The sequence below is a fragment of the Vibrio pelagius genome, from assembly GCF_024347575.1.
GTDB lineage: Bacteria > Pseudomonadota > Gammaproteobacteria > Enterobacterales > Vibrionaceae > Vibrio > Vibrio pelagius.
Genome location: NZ_AP025503.1, coordinates 1,963,246 through 1,981,187 on the forward strand (window position 1 = coordinate 1,963,246; position 17,942 = coordinate 1,981,187).

A 17,942-nucleotide genomic window follows, 5' to 3' on the forward strand; every position below is an offset into this window, starting at 1 on the left:
GAGCCAGCAACCTTCACCTTCAAAACACAGTTAGATTAATTCGGCTTTTCCGGCCAATCACGAACATGAATATCCATTTGAGGGAAAGCAATCTCGATGTTGTTTTCTTTAAATAGCTTATCAATGTTCTTGTTAATCAAGTGAATCGTCCTCAAACGGTGTTCAATCGCAGGGATGTGTACACGCAGTTCAAAGTCTAGACTGCTGGCACCAAAGGCAAGGAACACCACATATGGGGATGGTTCTTCAAGAACCAGTGGATTGTCACTTGCGATTTGATATAGCAGTGATTCCACTTTTTCGACATCCGTACCATACGCGACACCAATTGGGATCACGACACGGGTGACTGGATCGGTCAACGACCAGTTGATCAACTTCTCGGTAATGAACACTTTATTCGGGACAACTATCTCTTTGTTATCCCAATCGATGATCGTCGTTGCACGGGTCTGTATCTTACTGACTGTTCCTGACAATTCATTGATCGTCACAATATCACCAATCCGAATTGGCCGCTCGAACAGAAGGATCAAACCAGAGATAAAGTTGGCAAAAATTTCTTGTAAACCAAAACCTAAACCGACACCGAAAGCGGCAACTAACCACTGCAAACGAGACCATTGGAAGCCTAGCATCGCAAACACGGTAAGCACACCTCCGACCAAAATCAAATATCTAAGCAGTGTAGTGATGGCATAACCGGAGCCCGGTGCAAGACTTAAGCGCCTTAAAATAAGCAGTTCTAACACACCAGGTAAATTGCGAACCCCAACCATAGTCACCAATAGCGTAATCACCGCATAAATCAGAGATTGAATGGTAATGTCTACTAACCTTGAACCCGAATCGGTGGCTTCGCTCACCTGCCAAACCACAACATTGTCAAGTTGACTTGTCATCTCTAAGGCGCTCGCCCACAAGGTTAATAATGCAATCACGAGTCCAATTAATGACAGCCCTCTAAGCAAGGTAATCGACTGTTCACTAACTTGTTCACTGCCTAAAGCTTGCTCTTCAACATCCGGTATTGACTCTCGCAGCTCAGCTAATTCTGGCGGTTCGTCTGCTTGCTCTTGCTGCTGAGCAATTAACTCTTCTCGGCGCTCTAACAATCGCTGATAGGTCAGTTGGCGATGTTCAAGTTTAAGGAAACGCTCAGCAAGTTGATAGGCGAACAAACCACCCAAAATCACGAAAATAGTCAACTGCTGATAGATAAACAGCACCCACGACGCGACATACAAGCCCACAATCGCCATTGCGAGCACTCCGACAAACGAACCTAATACCACAGCACGAATCACGAACAGAGATAGGCCTTGATTAAAGGGCGACGGGAATGTCGAAGGAAGGTGCTGTTTCTTGAGTAAAGAGCTGTATACCGCCAACATTGACGCTATGAGTACCAAGAACAGAACGCGAGAAACCTCCGCCTCTTTTGCACCAGCAGCCAGTTCCGCGACGTAAATTGCAACTAACAACAGAGTTAATGGCCAGCGGACACGCTTAGCCCCCAAGTGTAAATACTCGCAAATATAGCTCGGCCAACTGAGGTGCAGATCGAGCACGCCTTTAGGAGAGCTCAGTGAAAATATCACCTCAACCACAAACAGCCCGGTCATCGCGGCAACAGTCGTGGTTTTAATCTCTTCTGAGCTCGAAATCGGCCACAGCCAATGCACGATATACGCCGTGATTCCAAACCACAGCGGCAAAGCTATTGCCCGTAGCGCGGCCATTAAAAACAAGATAAGAGTAAACCGGAATTTATCTTTGAGTGGATGCCCAAATATTTTCTGATACGCCAATCTGCGATCAACCGCTCGTTTGGAGAAACGGCTATACAGAACAAACAATGTTGCACTATACAACGCGACTAAAGCTCCGATACTAATCAGCTGTTCTTTAGTGAGTTGATTAAGCCTCTCGATAAACGGACGTTGGTCTCCAAACCACACGTCACGATCAAGGCTGGTGAGGTGTTGCCACAACGGAACATTACTACGACTCCAAAGTTGCTGCTGTTGTAAAAAAGTGCGCGCACCATTCACTTCTATTACATATTGGCTTTTAGACGTTTGAAGCTTGCTAAGGGCGACGATCAGTTTGTCGTAACTATCCGTAAGCTGTTTTAAGACTAATTGTGTCAGTTGTCCTAACTCGTCAACAGGCTCTGTCGTTTGCTGAATTTTGACCACTGAACTCGTCACAGCAAAGTCACTTATGGTCTGCCCTATCTCATATTTTCTGATATGGGCATGAGCAATACTATTCGGGATCTCACTGCTATCGTCCACAGTAGGCAAGCGTTGCAATTGCGCTCGAATAGAGTCACCAAAAGCGGTGCTATCGCGTAGCCAATTTAGATTATCTTTAATTAACCGTAGCTCGCTGGTTAGGCTTCTACGCTGCGAATCGATCTCATGTACCGTGACTCTCGCTTGATCTATCTCAACCAGAACTTGCTCCAACTCTGCAGCGAAAGCCGTCAATCGATCCAACCTTTCCTGATCAGGCAGAGTTAAGCTGTCTCTTTGCTCTCTCAATTTATTAGTTTGATCAATAAGCTCACGTACTGAGGCTTGCTCGACTTGAGTCAGCCGCTCTTGAAGATTAATAACGAGAGGGGTTGCTAGTTTGATCTTACGATCGAGTAGCTGGCGCTCTAGACGAACAATTTCCGTGCGTTCATCTAAACTTTGTAACTGAGCCGCAAGCACTTCACGATCCAACTTTAAACTGGTCAAATTGCTCAACTCCAGCCATTGAGCCATCGCCTCTCCATTATCGCTCTTATCTAAAGTCGCTTTTTCGATCTGCCTATCTAGCTGAGCCAAATCGCGCGGCAACTCCGTTCGAGCAGTACCAAGTTGTTTCAGCTGCTCAGATTTCGTTTGATATGAGGTTCGCCACTCCACGAGAGCCGCTTGTAGCGATGCTATGGATTGAGAAAGATCACTGAACTTAACGAGCCGATCCGTTTTGAAGATATCCAGCGATTCAACATCATTGATACTTTTGATCAGTCGCTCACGTTGAACAGGAAACTGAGTGATGGCTTTGAGATATTCGTCGCGCTCGTCACGCTTTTCATCAAAACTCTCCAGCCTCGCTTTCAGAGTCTCATATTGACCAATGAGCACTTCATTAGTGGGATTTTCAGCACTCAGTTTAGTCATTTCACTGTCGATGAAATCCAGTTCAGGCAGTGCCTGTGCAAGTACATTTAAAGATGCCACGGCAATACACAAAGTCAGTATCCACAGCATCAAGAGGTTTGATAGTCGAGTTAGCCTCCAATTGAACACGTCTTTCTCCCTATATTAGGCAAACGAAACTTACCTAAGTGTAGGAAAAATTTTTAAATTCTGCTTTGTAATTCAATTAATTACCTAAAAACAGAACAGCCCGCACATTTTCAGTGCAGGCTGCTAGGTAAAACGATGAATTGACAAACAGATCGACGTTTCAATCAACCAGATCACGCATCAAGTAACTAGTCACGACGACCATTTAACACAGGCTCATGTTGATCTGCGTGCGATACAAAACGTACTCCGCCATCAGACGCGTCGTTGCGACCTTGCAGTTTTGGCTCTGGTGCGATGCGTTCAGATTGAACTTGGTTGTGTGAAGCAGGCGTCATATCGATAGTGCCTGTGAAGTTACCGTCAGCTGCAAAAGCCGTGTTCATTGAAATTGCCATTAGGCCTAGTGCGATTAGCTTTTTCATACATCACCTCGTTGTTCTTATCTATTGTTCGTTGTATCGACATCAATGGTTGTTTCCATTGTGACTCTCATCTCGATGCCTTTCGTTTCGATAAGAAGACTTTAGCGCTAAGCCTTTGCTGTCACGAGGAAAACCAAGATTTCCAAATAAGAAACCCGTGACCCCGTGTGTAATGATATTGCCAAATTAGATTTTGACCTTCCCTTGTCTTTCCGACTAATACTTATGATTAATATGAGCAGGTGGATGCGTATTCGGAGAAGGACATGAACACCAACCTTGATATTCAAAACATCTTAGTCTTGAAGAAAATGTATGAACTTCGACACGTTGGCTTGGTTGCCGACACTCTAGGTAAAACGTCGAGCGCTATTAGCAAAAACCTCTCGAAGCTCAAAAACCAGCTCGACGACCCGCTGTTTATTCAGACTAAGCAAGGGTTCGAACCGACCTCGTTTGTTGAAGCGAATATTCAGCACTTTGAGAGCATCATTAGCAGCATGAGTTTGATTAAGCCGGAAGGGTTTACTCCTGAAACCTATCAGGGTTCAGTTAAGATCTATGCCAACAACCATTTCTGGCAGCAGTTGGGTGACAAGTTGTACCTGAAGCTATTAAAAGAAGCGCCCAAGGCTACCGCATCCTTTCTCCCCTGGGATACCAATGCTAGAAATCGAATCATTGATGGTGAAGATGCGGTTGCGGCACACTACTTTGATGAAACTCTTCCGCAGTCTATTGCTCAAACTGAGTTTGGGCGCGGCTCTGTGGTCTTTTTCGTTCGTAACGACCACCCCGCGACTGATGTTTACAATCTAACAGACTACCCTGTGGTTCTGCACAAGACCGCAGGTTGGAACGATAATAAATACCCACTCATCGAGCGCCTAAGTAATGTTGGGTTTCGATTTAAACCCAAGGCAGAAGTCACGCACCCACAAAACGTCCATGATATCGTTCTGCAGACAGATCACTTTGGCGTCACAACTAACGGCAGCGTTCCAGAAGGTTGTCGAAGTATTCATTTGCCTCAAACACTGAACATCGAGATCCATTACGTCATGAGTTGTCGTCGCTCTCAACAACAATCTCCATTAAATCAATGGTTATTTAGAGTGCTCAAAGAGACCCTTTCCGAGAACCGTGGATAACCATTCGAGCTAAATGGGGTTGAGTCATTAACAGCCCGACCTGGTCAACAGACCAACATTAAAAATAAAAGGTGATGACACACATCATCACCTTTTAGTTACACTCCTTTAGCGACGATTAGTTATGACTATTATCGATCTGATAGAAGGTCACTTGGGCATAGTCACTGTCATTACTGGTGTTATCTTGTAGGTAGATGCCCGCCTTAAAATACATGTAGTTGTCGGCGTCATCGTATCCACTATTATTCATGTCGACTTCTTTTGCAGCAAGCTCAGTTCCATTTTGACTGATGGTTGTGATCAGTTTGTCACCCTCCACCACAATCGAGTATGAGAAAGTCTCATCCAAGGCGATGCCGTCACTCGGGTTACTTAGACTATTCAGATCACCATCAGACGTTACCATGTTACCCAGTAAGTTGTACCAAGTTTCATCGCCTCCAGTAGACTGCGACGTCTCATGAGCAAAATAGATTGCTCCCTTATCGTTATTAGGCAGCTTATGGTAGTACAGACGAATTGGCTCATTTTTCTCCGCGTGGATTTGACCGATCACGATTCGACCCACTTGCTCAGTATTTGAGGTGGTTGTTGTCACATGGTTAACTGCCAATGTAGCATTCAGAGTGCCATCAATACCGCCAAAGGCTGCTTGCTCGCTTGAAGGAATTGAAGAGAACGCCCAGTTATTATCCTTGCCAGATGTAGAGTAAGACGTGTCACCGCGACGTAGCATTTCACGCAGCTCAGTTCGCACATACTTAGTACCGCTCGATGTGGTGACCCCTTCAACTGGCGTATAGAACACCAAACCACCATCGCTACCAGTGTAGAAAAACTCATCTTCATAGCCCGCAGCCAAAGTATTCTCTTTGATTGACGTTGCGTAACCATCGCCTTCATCCACTGGAATACTCACATACCAATCCAGAAGGTCAAAGTTGCCCGAAGGTGGCGCATTCGGGTCTAACCCAAAATCTTGCCCCTCGTTACCATGAATCTGTACTTCAGTAATGTTAGTCCATACACTCTCAGCACTGTTTGAAAACACCTTAATTCGAACCCAACGCGCTTGAACGTCTTGTACATCGTAGCTTTCAAAATCGGATGTATTACCTCCGCTTTCACCATAGTAGACCTTATCCCAAGTACTAGAGCTTTCATCAGCTAACGCACGAATCTCAAATTTGTAGGTTTGCTCTTCGCCTTTACCCCAATCGATCTTGACGTCTTGAACGTTCTGAACAGAACCAAGATCGAGTACGAGGTTAACCGGAGCGTTTTGCGCAGCCCAGCGTGACGACCAGTTGGTGTCACCATCAATTGCCTTCGACGCAGGATAAGAAGAGTGCGAACCACCCCAATCCGATGCCGATTGAATATTTAGCTGTTCTGCCGCAACAGAACCAGAAAACAGCGCAAACATGACAGCACAAGATAGTGGTTTGCAAGGTTTAAAAATCATACAAGTCTCCATGATTTGTTTCACGTTTATTATTTTATTCCATAGGTTGCACAGCTTCCTCTGCACAACGGAAGATAATATAGATGAAGATTTGTACGACAAGCTGGCAAAACATCACACAAATAAATTATTATATTACAAATATCACAATGTGTGATATCACTCATCTTTATACCGATAATCGCATGTATGTTTGCATGTAGACTTTGAAACACATCTGTTGTCCATTGCTTATTGCGACTCTTGCAAGCAATTCTCCTACCGAGTGTGACACTCGCGGGCAAACTGATCTTTTTACTCTAAAGTGACGTAGCCTGACCTTGTTATTCGTAACTTAGTAAGCCAACCTTAGCTAATAGGAAAGCAAATTTTAACGGAGAGAAAACAATGATTAAGATGCTAGTGTGTGATTTTGACGGCACCTTGGACGGTGGTTCATCTGACGGGGTCAATCAATTGTTTGACTACTTGAGCGATCAGCCTAGTATTCGATTTGTTATTGCCACAGGGCGTACGTTACCTTCCATTAAAGTTGGCTTAGCCTCGGATAACTACCCAACACCACACAGCATTATCAGCGACGTTGGAACCCAGATTCACCATCATCAACCAATCCAGCAACCTGATATGCACTGGCACCAAAAACTAAAAGCAACGTGGGATAAACGTAAAGTTGAACAAGCGTTAGCGGGCTTCGACTTCATGGGCAAGTTGGATCCTAACCACCAAGGCGACTATAAAATCACATTTGAAGGATCATTAACTGACCATCAAAGACAGCTTGTTGAGAGTGCGCTCGTAGCACATGGTGCACAGGTTGACTTAACCTACTCTCACGATTGGTACTTGGACGTTACCCCGAAAAACGTCAACAAAGCTTCTGCTATTCACTACCTTTTGAAACAACACGACTTAACTATCGATGAAGTGTGTGTGGCCGGTGATTCCGCTAACGATACCTCAATGCTGACCATCAATGGCGTTAACTCAATTCTGGTAGCCAACCACTACCCAGAAGTCGCTCACCTTTCAAAAAGGGACAATGTCTACACCAGCAAGGCAACGCATGCTGCAGGTGTATTAGAAGGGCTTCAGTACTGGCAAAGCCAGCCTAGATAATGCTCATAAGTGTAAAGCTAGACTGAGGCAATGGTTTACTTCCAGCCCATTTTCCACAAACTATTGTTGGTAAGGTCATGCCAATCGATATCACGCGCTCGCTTTGTCATCACCGCTTCAAGAACACACCTTACAACCACATCTTCTTCAAATTCCATCTCAGTGATCATGAAGTGCTTTTCACGATTGACGGGGGTCACAGCAGTCCACTTACTGTGCAGTAACTTCCTAGGATTGATTCTGTTCATAAAACTCTCCTTTCTTTTAGTTTTATCTATAAGCTTCAAAGAATTATTCGGATCACTTAGAAATAAAAAAAGCATGGTGGCCAATCATCACCATGCTTTATTACCTGCTAGATTTTAAGCCCAAATTACCAATCGTAAGTTAAGCTCGCGATAACGTTGCGACGGTCGCCGTAGTAACAGTAATAGTTACAGGTAGCGACGTACTCTTTATCAAACAGGTTTTTCGCCGCGACTTGCAGTTTGTAATCCGCAAATCGGTAGCTTACCGTTGCGTCGTAGAGGGTATAAGACGAAACCTTATTTTGCTCGAGGTTATCGCCATAAGTTTCGCCAATGTATCGAACACCACCACCGATACTCAACCCATCTAACGCGTCATCAAAGAACTGGTACTTCGCCCAAACAGAACCAATCATGTCTGCCACTTGTGCTGGCGTTTTACCCACTTGATTCTGATCTTGGTCTTTGGTGATCTCAGAATCTAAGAACGCTAAGTTACCAATTAGAGTAAGTGACTCGGTTACATTAGCCACAGCACCCAATTCCACGCCTCGGTTACGAATTTCACCAATCTGGTTGACCTGGTTACTACCAGTGATTACATCCACCACATCTTTCTTCGTCGCTTCATACACCGCAACATTGAACTGACCCTCAAAACTCTTCGGCAGGTATTTCACACCCGCTTCGTAACTTTCACCACGTTCTGGCTTCGCCGCTTGATTAGCAACAGAGGTTTTAATGATAGGCTCAAAAGATTGTGCATAACTAAAGTAAGGTGTGAACCCTGCCGACGTCACATACGCGACACCTAAGTTGGTTGTCCATTCCTCGTAATCCGCTTTGCGAATACTACCTGTTGTCTTATTGGACTGTTCATTAGAGGTATCGTCGTAGCGAAGCCCTGCTTGGACAATCAAATCATCGAATCGAATTTGGTCTTGAATATAAAAGCCAAGTTGGCGATTTTTAGTGACTGAATTTTGCAGGTCTGCATCAGACACAGGAGATAAAGTCGGTGAACTTGGATCAAGCAAGATAATGTTGTTAGTGTAGCTTGGGTTATAAACATTGAAGGTCGGATCGTAAACACCTAGCCCAGTTAGTACATTGCCATCAGCAACAATCGGATCAGCAGCGTAATCATTGCTGTCAATGTCGATCATTTGGTAATCAACACCAGTTAGTAAGATGTGCTCGATATCACCAGTTTTGAAGTTAAACACCAATCGATTATCGATATTAAAGGCATCTGAATGCCCCTCTTCTGTAGATGCCTGACGAAGAACCGTTTGTCTTGACCCTGTAGGATCTAAAGCGGCACCAAATGTCGGATGATCCGCTGCGTACATCAATGAATAAATCTGCTTTAAGTTGATATCCATACGGCTATAACGTGCCGACTGGCCGAAGCTCAGTGCTGAATTAAACTCATGGTTAAATTCATACCCTAACGAGAGTTGCTGACGTTCAAAGGTTTCCCAATCTGGATTACCTACCGCGGTGCTATCTGAGATTTTGCCATTTGGGTTGTCTGTTAGCGTGCCTTCCATCGGTAAGAACTGCAAGTAGGGGTCGGAATCATCTTCTTGATAACTTGCTAAGAGCGTAATGTCTGTTTTATCGCTCACCTTCCACATTAGTGATGGCGCAACCATAAAGCGTTCAGCCTCAACATCATCGACCTTGGTTCCATTCTTTCTACCAAGTGCGACTATGCGGAAAGCCACATCATCATTCACCTCGGTGTTCACATCGAGAGTCACTTGGGTGCGGTCAAATGAACCAACGTCAATGCCTACTTGACCTGACCCCCCATCAAATTGTGGACGTTTGCTAACAACATTAATCAGACCACCTGGTGGGTTTTGCCCATATAGCACAGACGCAGGGCCGCGGAGTACTTCTACACGCTCCAAACCAAATGGGTCAATTTGCCAACTGTAAAAGCCTGCGGAATAGAGTCGCGTACCATCTTGATACAAGCCTGTCCCTGCTTGTTGGAAGCCACGTACGACAAACCAGTCTTGTTTGTTATCTTCACCGTAATAGTTGGTCTGAATACCCGGTGTATACTGAAGTGCATCGGAGATACTGATAGAGGCACGGTCATCCATCTGCTCACGTGTCACCACAGAAACTGCTCTAGGGGTTTCATGCAGGGCAAGTGTCGTTTTGGTTGCGGTTTGACTTTTCTCGCCAACATAACTGAAGTCCGGTCCTACCGCATTGTCATCGACCTGCTGACCAACCACGACAACCGTTTCATCCTCTTCTGCATGAACTGCTCCTCCACCAAGTAATGCAGTCACTGCAATTGAAAGTGGGGTGAGCTTAAACTGCCACTTCATCATTCTCTCCTTAACTAAATCCATATAAATACAAATTATTATCATTAACATTCACACTAAGAATTGTAACAGGAGAAAAGTTAATGTGAATTTATAAATCAAGATGATATGAAACAAGTGATCAGTAGCACGTATAATGAGTTGACTATGTTGTTAAAAGTTACACTTGGTTAAGCTTGGGGAGCAGAGAAGTTGAGAAAGATAGATAAGGGTTAGAGAAGCAAGGCATATACAACGAATTGAGCCATGATGACTCAATTCGTCCAAAAGATGCGGTTATTAAATAGAAATACCGCTACATCAAATGTCGATTACATAGAAGTACAGGTACCTTGGATAGCAAGATCGGTCTTAGTGACTTCAACTTTACCAGTTTGCTCTTCTACTTGCTCTAAGGCTGCACCGCCAACAAACACACCCATTTTGATGTATTGCTGAACGAAATAGTTACGACCTTCTTCTGTATACAAAGTTAGGTCGTTGGCTGAGAACTCGGATTCAGTACTGATCGTATGTTCTTGGTTCCCTGAAACTTGCTGGTAAAAGAAAACACCAGGTGCAGTCTCACCAACGCAATCGCCATTAATGTAGACATCTTTTTTCAATGCAGCGCCGACTGTCGAGTTATCACGATATACATATACACCCGCCATACCCTCTGCTGGCTCAGCGAATTGCTTCAATTTAGTTGACTCAGCTTTATCTGCGGTTGGAACCGTTGCACAACCTGATAATACTGACAGTGCTACTGCACTAAAAATTAGCTTAGTTTTCATTTGTTTACCTTTTGCTAAATAACGATCGTTTATAATTCAGCAAGATGATATACGCCCAAATTTATGAATCATGCTCCATTTATAAAAATCGCGACAAAGCTAACACAATGCGAGAACTTCTCATTTTTTATTTGTAAATCCGTCACATTGTTACGATTTAACACATACTTAACCTGCTGTTTTTAATATAAAAAGCCAGCATCATGAAGCTAGCGTAGATTCAACAGATTGAGTTGTTTCAACTAACCGTTTTTAGGTGGAACAAATGCTGTGAGCTCAAGAGCCGGTCCTGTGTACTTCTCCTCTTCACATGTGCAGAATTCGCTGCACAGCTGTTTGCGGAGTTTTTAAATAACTTTGCAGACCATTGACTACATCAATAAAAAAAATCGTTAAATGAGCTAGAGTTCACGGCCAATGAAATAGTATGGGAAGACAATGAGCCACCCTGAACTTTTGCAGAAAATTGCAAGCTTTGAACGTATTGAGCAGGCGCTTGAGTACTTTGAGATCGGATTTGACAGTCGATTCATCGAAGAGAACCGAACAGAGTTGATGAAACGTTTTAATGGCTATCTAATTTTGACCAAGCCGGATGATTGGTTTGCAGGGCGACGAGCACTCAAAAATGCCTATTGTAAGGTTCAACGCAGTAAACTAGACAAACATACACGTTCTGCTTGCCGCGGTTGTACATCTTGCCAACGGCGCTGAAGTTTTCAGAGTAGTTTGCTTCAAATGAAGTGTGCTAACCTTAGTGCAACTCAACTACGAGATAACAACTACAATGAAAATTTTCAGTAATTTCGAAAGCGGCAATATCAATGTCGTTAATGCAGATGCTCCACAAAACATCCAACTGACTATCCCAGCGGATAAGCACACTGACATTGCACAGTGGTTTCACTTCCGTTTAGAGAGTGAAGCGCAAGTTCCACACCATTTTGAAATCCAAGGCTTAGCAAAGTCCGCCTACCCAGAGGGTTGGAAAGAGTACGACGTCGTTGCTTCTTACGATCGCGAAGAGTGGTTCCGTATTCCAGCAACGTTTGATGGTGATACGCTACAGTTCGATATCATTCCTGAGCATGAATCTATGTTCTTTGCTTACTTCGCTCCTTACTCCTATGACCGCCACCAAGATTTACTTCACAGTGCTCAAACGCACCCTGCTTGTAAGCTTGAAACACTAGGTGTGACTAACGACAACAACGACATTAGCCTGCTTACCATTGGCGAACCGAGCCCGAAGAAAAAGAATATCTGGATCATTGGCCGTCAACACCCTGGTGAGACGATGGCAGAATGGTTCATTGAGGGCTTCTTACAACGCCTTCTTGATGAGACAGACACAGTTGGCCGTGCCCTACTCGACAAGGTTGTGATTCGCGCAGTACCAAACATGAACCCAGACGGCAGTATCCGTGGTCACTTACGTACTAATGGCTTGGGCGTAAACCTAAACCGCGAATGGCAAACACCCTCAATGGAGCGCAGCCCAGAGGTTTACCTCGTTCGTGAACGCATGTTAGAAACTGGCGTTGATATGTTCTTGGATATTCACGGTGACGAAGCTATCCCTTACAACTTTGTCGCGGGTAGCGAAGGTATTCCTTCTTATGATGCGCGTTTACAAGCCTTAGAAGAGCACTTCAAACAAGCACTCTTCACTATCACACCAGAATTCCAAGACGAAATCGGTTACGATAAAGATGAGCCGGGCAAAGCAAACTTAACTGTAGGCTCAAACTGGGTCGCAGAGCAATTCAAGTGCCTGTCTTACACCGTTGAAATGCCATTTAAAGATCATATTAGCCACGCAGATGAGCTTTACGGCTGGTCACCAGACCGCAGTGTTGCATTTGGTCACGATATGCTGGCGGCAGTATGGGCAACCGTACCAAAACTGTAATCCGTCCATACTATATGCAGGCAACTCTGTAGAGTTATCAGACCGATAGAGACAAGAAGCCCGAGAGTTATTTCACTCTCGGGCTTCTTAATGTTCTCAACTACTTTAGTCAATTCAACTACGCCGCTCTTAAACTTGCGAAAAATGCAGGGTAGCGTTGGCGGATGTGCCTCTGTTCAGACACCATGTCTTTAAAGCTCGGACCACGAGACAGTTGAATGATCACTTCATCCCCATCAAAGCGTAAAACCGCACCCGATATATCAACGCGTTTTTCATCATGTAGGTCGAGTGTGCCCGCCATCGAAAGTCCACGATAAAAGTGACTGACATTTCGTGTCATAACGCGCACGCCTTTCTCCGATACTTCACTCACTTGAAAGAGCTCATCTTTGATACGCATGATCGGCCTAGCCCCTTTGGGGTATTTTAGGCGATAGTACTGGCGTTTTTGGGTAAACGACCCGTCACTCATTTATCTGTCTCCCTACACATGGTGCAGCTTAAGCTTAGCACCCAAATCAATATCCACTCACAAGATGAACATAGCACAAATCATCATTAGAATTAATTATCGGCTATGCTTGTCAGACCTTTAGCGAAAATATCGACACGTGACGTCCGATTTTGCTAGAGGCAAAGTCCAAACGGTTCTGATTAGCTAAAAAGGTTCACTCAACCATTGCGCGCTGTTAGACTCCTCATCCATTTTCAATCGGTTCACATCATGACATTCAAATCATTAAACCTGTGTTCTGAGCTTATCGAGGCTCTGCCGCAAACGCTGCAACAACCAACAGAAATTCAAACGAAAACGATCCCAGCGATCATTGAGAAAAGGGATTTACTGGCATTGGCTCAGACTGGCAGCGGCAAAACACTTGCATTTGGTCTGGGTGGACTACACAACCTTGAACATGGCATCGATGCGGTTCAAAGTCTCATAGTGGTACCAACACGTGAACTCGCCAACCAAGTAGCCTCTTCAATAGAGCCTTTTGCGCGTGCACTCTCCATTCGTATTGCAACCTTTATAGGTGGAATGAGCGAAGAGAGTATTAGCGATATGTTGAGTCAGGAACCGCAGATGATTGTAGCGACACCTGGTCGTTTAGTGTCTCTGATCGAACATGGCTCACTATCACTCTCACAGTGCAAATCATTTGTGCTTGATGAAGCCGACCGTCTATTAGACATGGGATTTTGGCCTGACATTCAGGCGATCAAGAAATCTCTACCAGCCAAACATCAGACTCTGCTTTTCTCGGCAACACTACCGACGGAGTTAGAGCAACAAGCTGAAACCCTGCTGTTCAAGCCATTGAAAGTGAGCGTACACCCAAAAAACAGTGTGGTCGAGAACATCCAAGAGACCTTGTATTTGGTCAACAAAGGCAGTAAACCTCAAGCTCTTATCAGTCTATTGAAGCAGCATCAAAACACTCAATCTTTGGTTTTCATCGGCGCAAAAGATAACGCAGATGCTCTCACTAAGAAGCTTAAGAAAGCCAAGCTCAATGTTGAAGCACTGCACGGTAATAAGACTCAAGACGAACGCAGCCAACTCCTCGAAGCGTTTAAAGAAAGGAATATTGAAACGCTTGTTGCAACCGATGTGATGGCTCGTGGTATTCATATTGACGACCTACCTCTGGTCATCAACTTTGAGTTACCTGCTCATTCCGCAAGCTATGTCCATCGTGTCGGGCGCACCGCTCGTGCTGGCGCCAATGGTCATGCCATTTCATTGGTGAGTCACAGTGAAATGGATACCTTGAATGCAATACGTCAATTAACCAAGCGAGCATTACCAGTTCAATCGCTAGACGGCTTCCCTGTGACCGACAAGCCAGCAACCGAAGGCACACAACGCAAACGTCCTCCGAAAGACAAACAGGCCAATCGTCGAACAGCCAAGAAAAAGAGCATTAAGCAATTTAAAAGTAAGAACTCACGTCAAGCAAATTGATCGTCAGTGTCGCATCCGACAACACCCTGTTTTGAACAAAAACGGATGTTTCATCCAAAGCCCGGTTTTGAACTGGGCTTTTTTACATCTAAACCTGACGAAATAGTCATCTTTACTCATATAAAACCTCTTATTTCAACACTAGGCTCCAAGCTGTTTTGATGACATTTTTATGAATATCGCACTCAACTGATTGATTCCTCGTTGGTCAAAAAAAATACTTCAAAATCGCGTTGACGGTCACAAAACCACCAACTAGATTTTTCTATTAGTGTCTATAAACAGGAGGTCATTGAAATGAAACGTGCTAGCTCTGCATACCGATTACAACTGATTAAAGAAGTGGCAACCCGACGCGACCGTCAACGTTCCAATGACCCGATGGCTAACTACATTCAAACACTATTAGACAATAAAGATGAGAGTGATAGCTCTGTTGAACGTAACCACCGATTCAGTGGTAATCATTTTGATGAGCATATTGGTGGATGGGTAAGCGATCATTGGGGTTCCAAGTAGATTTGCCCCAAAAGTAATACTTTCGAGCCCATAATGCATAAAAGCCACTGTTTAGTGGCTTTTTAGTATTCTGTTATCACCTTGGTATCAATTTACTGTTCGTGCACTATTGGAAAGGCATATCAGAGAGGTGGGACAACACTTCCATTTGCTCTTCTTCAGTCATAGTGTGCCAATCGCGTGCGACTCTTTCTGGGTCATCTTTATCTTCTATGCGTTCTTTGTCTAACGACTTTATTGGCTTTTTCTTAATTTTTCTCTCTTTCTTACTCATACCAACATCATCCTTTCTGGCATCGTAGTCCTAGTAGTATTACACCTGCCGACCAATGTAAATAATTTGTTAAAATTAGACTATGTGAACCGCGATTATCCAAAAAGATCTTGTTGTGGATTCACAGACTCTTCTGATGGCTGTTGTGGTTTAGCGCCACTATTCAACTGAGCAAGACGCTTTCTTCTATATCTTTGTCGGCATAATTTAATGACATGCAACTGCTGAGATGGTGTCATCGACATCCAATTAAAGCGCTCTTCCCGCTTTCGCATACAACCATTGCAATAGCCTTTCTCATCGGTTGAACATACTCCGACACAAGGGCTTGGAACTTGGAAAAACTCTAACTGCTCCACGACTCCTCCTGAGTACTTTATATGCCTGCTACTATGATGACTAAACCATCGAGCCCAATGAATCCATACTAAACTATGACCGTATACTGACATATATAGTGCTTTGTTAACTATACTTTTCATCAATCAAGTTACGTAACTTTGGTAACTTTGTTTATTCCTTTGGAGCCATATTATATGAAGTTTAGTTCAAAAAAATTACTAGCAGTAGCCGCTTTACCAATCATGCTTGCTGCATGCACGACAACAGGTAGTGACGCAACGCAAGTAACAGCTACCGACTTACAGCACCATAATTGGGAACTGGCACAAATCGACGGCAAAAACATTGAGAAAAGCGTGCATCGTGAAGCACCCCGCCTTGAGATCGGTGAAAAGCTAACAGCTAATGGCGTTGCAGGTTGTAATAATTTCTTTGGTCAGGGTGAATTAAAAGATGGTCAATTCCGCATCAAACAGATGGGTATGACAATGAAGATGTGTCACGGTACAGCAATGGATATTGAACAGTCTGTATCTGCGACTCTTGTAGAGTGGAGCGACGTAACGCTAACCAACGACATATTAATACTGAAGAACGATGTACACACTCTGACGTACACACTAAATGATTGGAAAAACTAATCATCTCAACAACGTGAAAATCAAGTTTTCAAAAGGAGCCATTTGGCTCCTTTTTTCGTATCTGGAGAGTATTTCCAACTTATTAAAAAATTTCTCATTGGTTCTGTAATTATTTAGCCAAAAACACGGTCATAGATAAGGTCACATAATTCGACAAGTAATTCTTTGAATTTACTATTGAATTAGAAATTATTTCAGAACCAGATAGAATAACTTTAGGAAGTACCAAATGCACAGCCCTCGCCGGTTCACAAAGATATGGAAAAGTTTATGAACAAATTAGTTAGTACTATTGGATTACTTGCCACAACGGCCTATAGCGCAACACTTTATGCAGACAGCACAAACACTCAAGAGTGGAGCAAAATAGAGCGCGAAGCCGAAGGACAAACTGTCTACTTCCATGCTTGGGGCGGCAACCAAGAGATCAATCGCTATATCCAATGGGCTGGCAAGCAATTGCAACAAAATCACGGCGTGACACTTAAGCACGTTAAGGTCACTGACATAGCCGAAACAACAACTCGTCTGATCGCAGAAAAAGCCGCTGGTAAAAACAGTGGTGGTAGTGTCGATATGGTCTGGATTAACGGTGAAAACTTCCGTTCTATGAAGGACAATGCGCTACTGTTTGGCCCATTTACTGAAACACTACCTAACTGGCAGTATGTCGATAAGTCGCTACCCATCGATGTTGATTTTTCAGAACCTACGGAGGGCTTAGAAGCGCCTTGGGGTGTTGGACAACTGGTCTTTATTCACGACCAAGAAACACTCAACAACCCTCCGCACTCTTTCTCTGAAATGTTGAGCTACGCACAAGCGTATCCAAATCGCTTAAGCTACCCTCGTCCACCAGAATTTCACGGCACCAGCTTTGTGAAGTCGCTCCTTATTGAGCTCACCAATAACGATCCAGCCCTGTCTAAACCTGTTGATGAGAAGACCTTCCAGACGATTACTCAACCACTATGGGCATACCTTGATGAATTCCATAAGGTTGCGTGGCGTGGCGGCAAACAATTCCCTGCTGGTACATCCGAAAGCATCCAGCTGCTTGATGATGGTCAGTTGGACTTAGCGATCACCTTCAACCCGAATGCGGTTTTCTCTGCTCAAGCCAATGGTACACTGGCAGAAACCACCAAAGCGTTTGCCTTCGAAAGTGGTGCACTATCTAACATTCACTTTTTAGCCATCCCTTGGAATGCCAACGCATCGGCGGGCGCGCAAGTGGCAATCAACTACCTACTAAGCCCAGAAGCACAATCACGCAAAGGCGACCTTAACATCTGGGGCGACCCATCTGTATTGAGCAGCAAATACCTAACAGGAAGCGCGCGTAATACTCAGCAGTTCAAGTCGGTAGATGAGCCGCACCCAAGCTGGCAAACCGCACTCGAATCTGAGTGGTTAAAGCGCTACGGTAACTAAGT

Annotated in this window: 17 protein-coding genes; 8 read left to right on the top strand and 9 right to left on the bottom strand. The window is 44.2% G+C overall.

Translation table 11 applies throughout. The annotated features are described in order from the left end of the window. Positions 1-35: 35 nt before the first annotated feature. The gene (locus vsple_RS08460) at positions 36-3,311 is read right to left on the bottom strand and encodes a mechanosensitive ion channel domain-containing protein (RefSeq protein ID WP_261881735.1); all 3,276 of its coding nucleotides are present in this window, start codon (positions 3,309-3,311) and stop codon (positions 36-38) included. Positions 3,312-3,499: 188 nt separating this feature from the next. After that, positions 3,500-3,736 (bottom strand): VPA0252 family protein, encoded by a 237-nt coding sequence (locus vsple_RS08465; protein ID WP_261881736.1) that lies wholly within the window; start codon positions 3,734-3,736, stop codon positions 3,500-3,502. 266 nt (positions 3,737-4,002) lie between these two features. Between vsple_RS08465 and vsple_RS08470 the strand changes: the two genes are divergently transcribed. Beyond that, positions 4,003-4,887 carry a LysR family transcriptional regulator gene (locus tag vsple_RS08470; protein ID WP_261881737.1) on the top strand — a complete coding sequence of 295 codons (885 nt, stop codon included), beginning with the start codon at positions 4,003-4,005 and terminating at the stop codon, positions 4,885-4,887. A 118-nt stretch (positions 4,888-5,005) separates the two neighbouring features. On the opposite strand, the gene vsple_RS08475 is transcribed toward vsple_RS08470, so the two are convergent. After that, positions 5,006-6,355 (bottom strand): polysaccharide lyase family 7 protein, encoded by a 1,350-nt coding sequence (locus vsple_RS08475; protein ID WP_261881738.1) that lies wholly within the window; start codon positions 6,353-6,355, stop codon positions 5,006-5,008. Between the two features lie 387 nt (positions 6,356-6,742). Between vsple_RS08475 and vsple_RS08480 the strand changes: the two genes are divergently transcribed. Further along, entirely contained in the window at positions 6,743-7,474 is a 732-nt protein-coding gene (locus vsple_RS08480; RefSeq protein WP_261881739.1) for an HAD family hydrolase, read from the top strand. Positions 7,475-7,509: 35 nt separating this feature from the next. Here vsple_RS08480 and vsple_RS08485 read toward each other — a convergent pair whose 3' ends face one another. The 3 genes from vsple_RS08485 to vsple_RS08495 all read right to left on the bottom strand — a co-directional run bounded on the left by vsple_RS08485 (position 7,510) and on the right by vsple_RS08495 (position 10,849). Continuing rightward, complete coding sequence (locus vsple_RS08485; protein ID WP_261881740.1) at positions 7,510-7,722, bottom strand: TIGR02450 family Trp-rich protein; 213 nt, start codon at positions 7,720-7,722, stop codon at positions 7,510-7,512. Between the two features lie 125 nt (positions 7,723-7,847). Next, entirely contained in the window at positions 7,848-10,073 is a 2,226-nt protein-coding gene (locus tag vsple_RS08490; RefSeq protein ID WP_261883155.1) for a TonB-dependent siderophore receptor, read from the bottom strand. Positions 10,074-10,384: 311 nt separating this feature from the next. Continuing rightward, positions 10,385-10,849 (bottom strand): DUF2846 domain-containing protein, encoded by a 465-nt coding sequence (locus tag vsple_RS08495; RefSeq protein WP_150868889.1) that lies wholly within the window; start codon positions 10,847-10,849, stop codon positions 10,385-10,387. A 438-nt stretch (positions 10,850-11,287) separates the two neighbouring features. On the opposite strand from vsple_RS08495, the gene vsple_RS08500 reads away from it, so the two are divergent. Together vsple_RS08500 and vsple_RS08505 are read left to right on the top strand one after the other, a co-directional pair. Further along, positions 11,288-11,563 carry a nitrogenase-stabilizing/protective protein NifW gene (locus vsple_RS08500; RefSeq protein ID WP_261881741.1) on the top strand — a complete coding sequence of 92 codons (276 nt, stop codon included), beginning with the start codon at positions 11,288-11,290 and terminating at the stop codon, positions 11,561-11,563. 73 nt (positions 11,564-11,636) lie between these two features. Beyond that, complete coding sequence (locus vsple_RS08505; RefSeq protein ID WP_261881742.1) at positions 11,637-12,761, top strand: M14 family metallopeptidase; 1,125 nt, start codon at positions 11,637-11,639, stop codon at positions 12,759-12,761. Positions 12,762-12,879: 118 nt separating this feature from the next. On the opposite strand, the gene vsple_RS08510 is transcribed toward vsple_RS08505, so the two are convergent. Next, complete coding sequence (locus tag vsple_RS08510) at positions 12,880-13,236, bottom strand: PilZ domain-containing protein (protein WP_261881743.1); 357 nt, start codon at positions 13,234-13,236, stop codon at positions 12,880-12,882. 252 nt (positions 13,237-13,488) lie between these two features. Between vsple_RS08510 and vsple_RS08515 the strand changes: the two genes are divergently transcribed. Both vsple_RS08515 and vsple_RS08520 read left to right on the top strand, forming a co-directional pair. Then, positions 13,489-14,730 (top strand): DEAD/DEAH box helicase, encoded by a 1,242-nt coding sequence (locus vsple_RS08515; protein WP_261881744.1) that lies wholly within the window; start codon positions 13,489-13,491, stop codon positions 14,728-14,730. Positions 14,731-15,027: 297 nt separating this feature from the next. Beyond that, the gene (locus tag vsple_RS08520) at positions 15,028-15,249 is read left to right on the top strand and encodes a hypothetical protein (RefSeq protein WP_032552151.1); all 222 of its coding nucleotides are present in this window, start codon (positions 15,028-15,030) and stop codon (positions 15,247-15,249) included. 106 nt (positions 15,250-15,355) lie between these two features. On the opposite strand, the gene vsple_RS08525 is transcribed toward vsple_RS08520, so the two are convergent. Both vsple_RS08525 and vsple_RS08530 read right to left on the bottom strand, forming a co-directional pair. Then, complete coding sequence (locus vsple_RS08525) at positions 15,356-15,523, bottom strand: hypothetical protein (RefSeq protein WP_255230486.1); 168 nt, start codon at positions 15,521-15,523, stop codon at positions 15,356-15,358. A gap of 95 nt (positions 15,524-15,618) precedes the next feature. Continuing rightward, positions 15,619-15,882 carry a DUF1289 domain-containing protein gene (locus tag vsple_RS08530; protein WP_255230485.1) on the bottom strand — a complete coding sequence of 88 codons (264 nt, stop codon included), beginning with the start codon at positions 15,880-15,882 and terminating at the stop codon, positions 15,619-15,621. A gap of 177 nt (positions 15,883-16,059) precedes the next feature. Here vsple_RS08530 and vsple_RS08535 point away from each other — a divergent pair, with 177 nt between their 5' ends. Together vsple_RS08535 and vsple_RS08540 are read left to right on the top strand one after the other, a co-directional pair. Next, the gene (locus vsple_RS08535) at positions 16,060-16,506 is read left to right on the top strand and encodes an META domain-containing protein (protein ID WP_255230484.1); all 447 of its coding nucleotides are present in this window, start codon (positions 16,060-16,062) and stop codon (positions 16,504-16,506) included. 270 nt (positions 16,507-16,776) lie between these two features. Then, the gene (locus vsple_RS08540) at positions 16,777-17,940 is read left to right on the top strand and encodes an ABC transporter substrate-binding protein (protein ID WP_261881745.1); all 1,164 of its coding nucleotides are present in this window, start codon (positions 16,777-16,779) and stop codon (positions 17,938-17,940) included. Positions 17,941-17,942 lie beyond the last annotated feature (2 nt).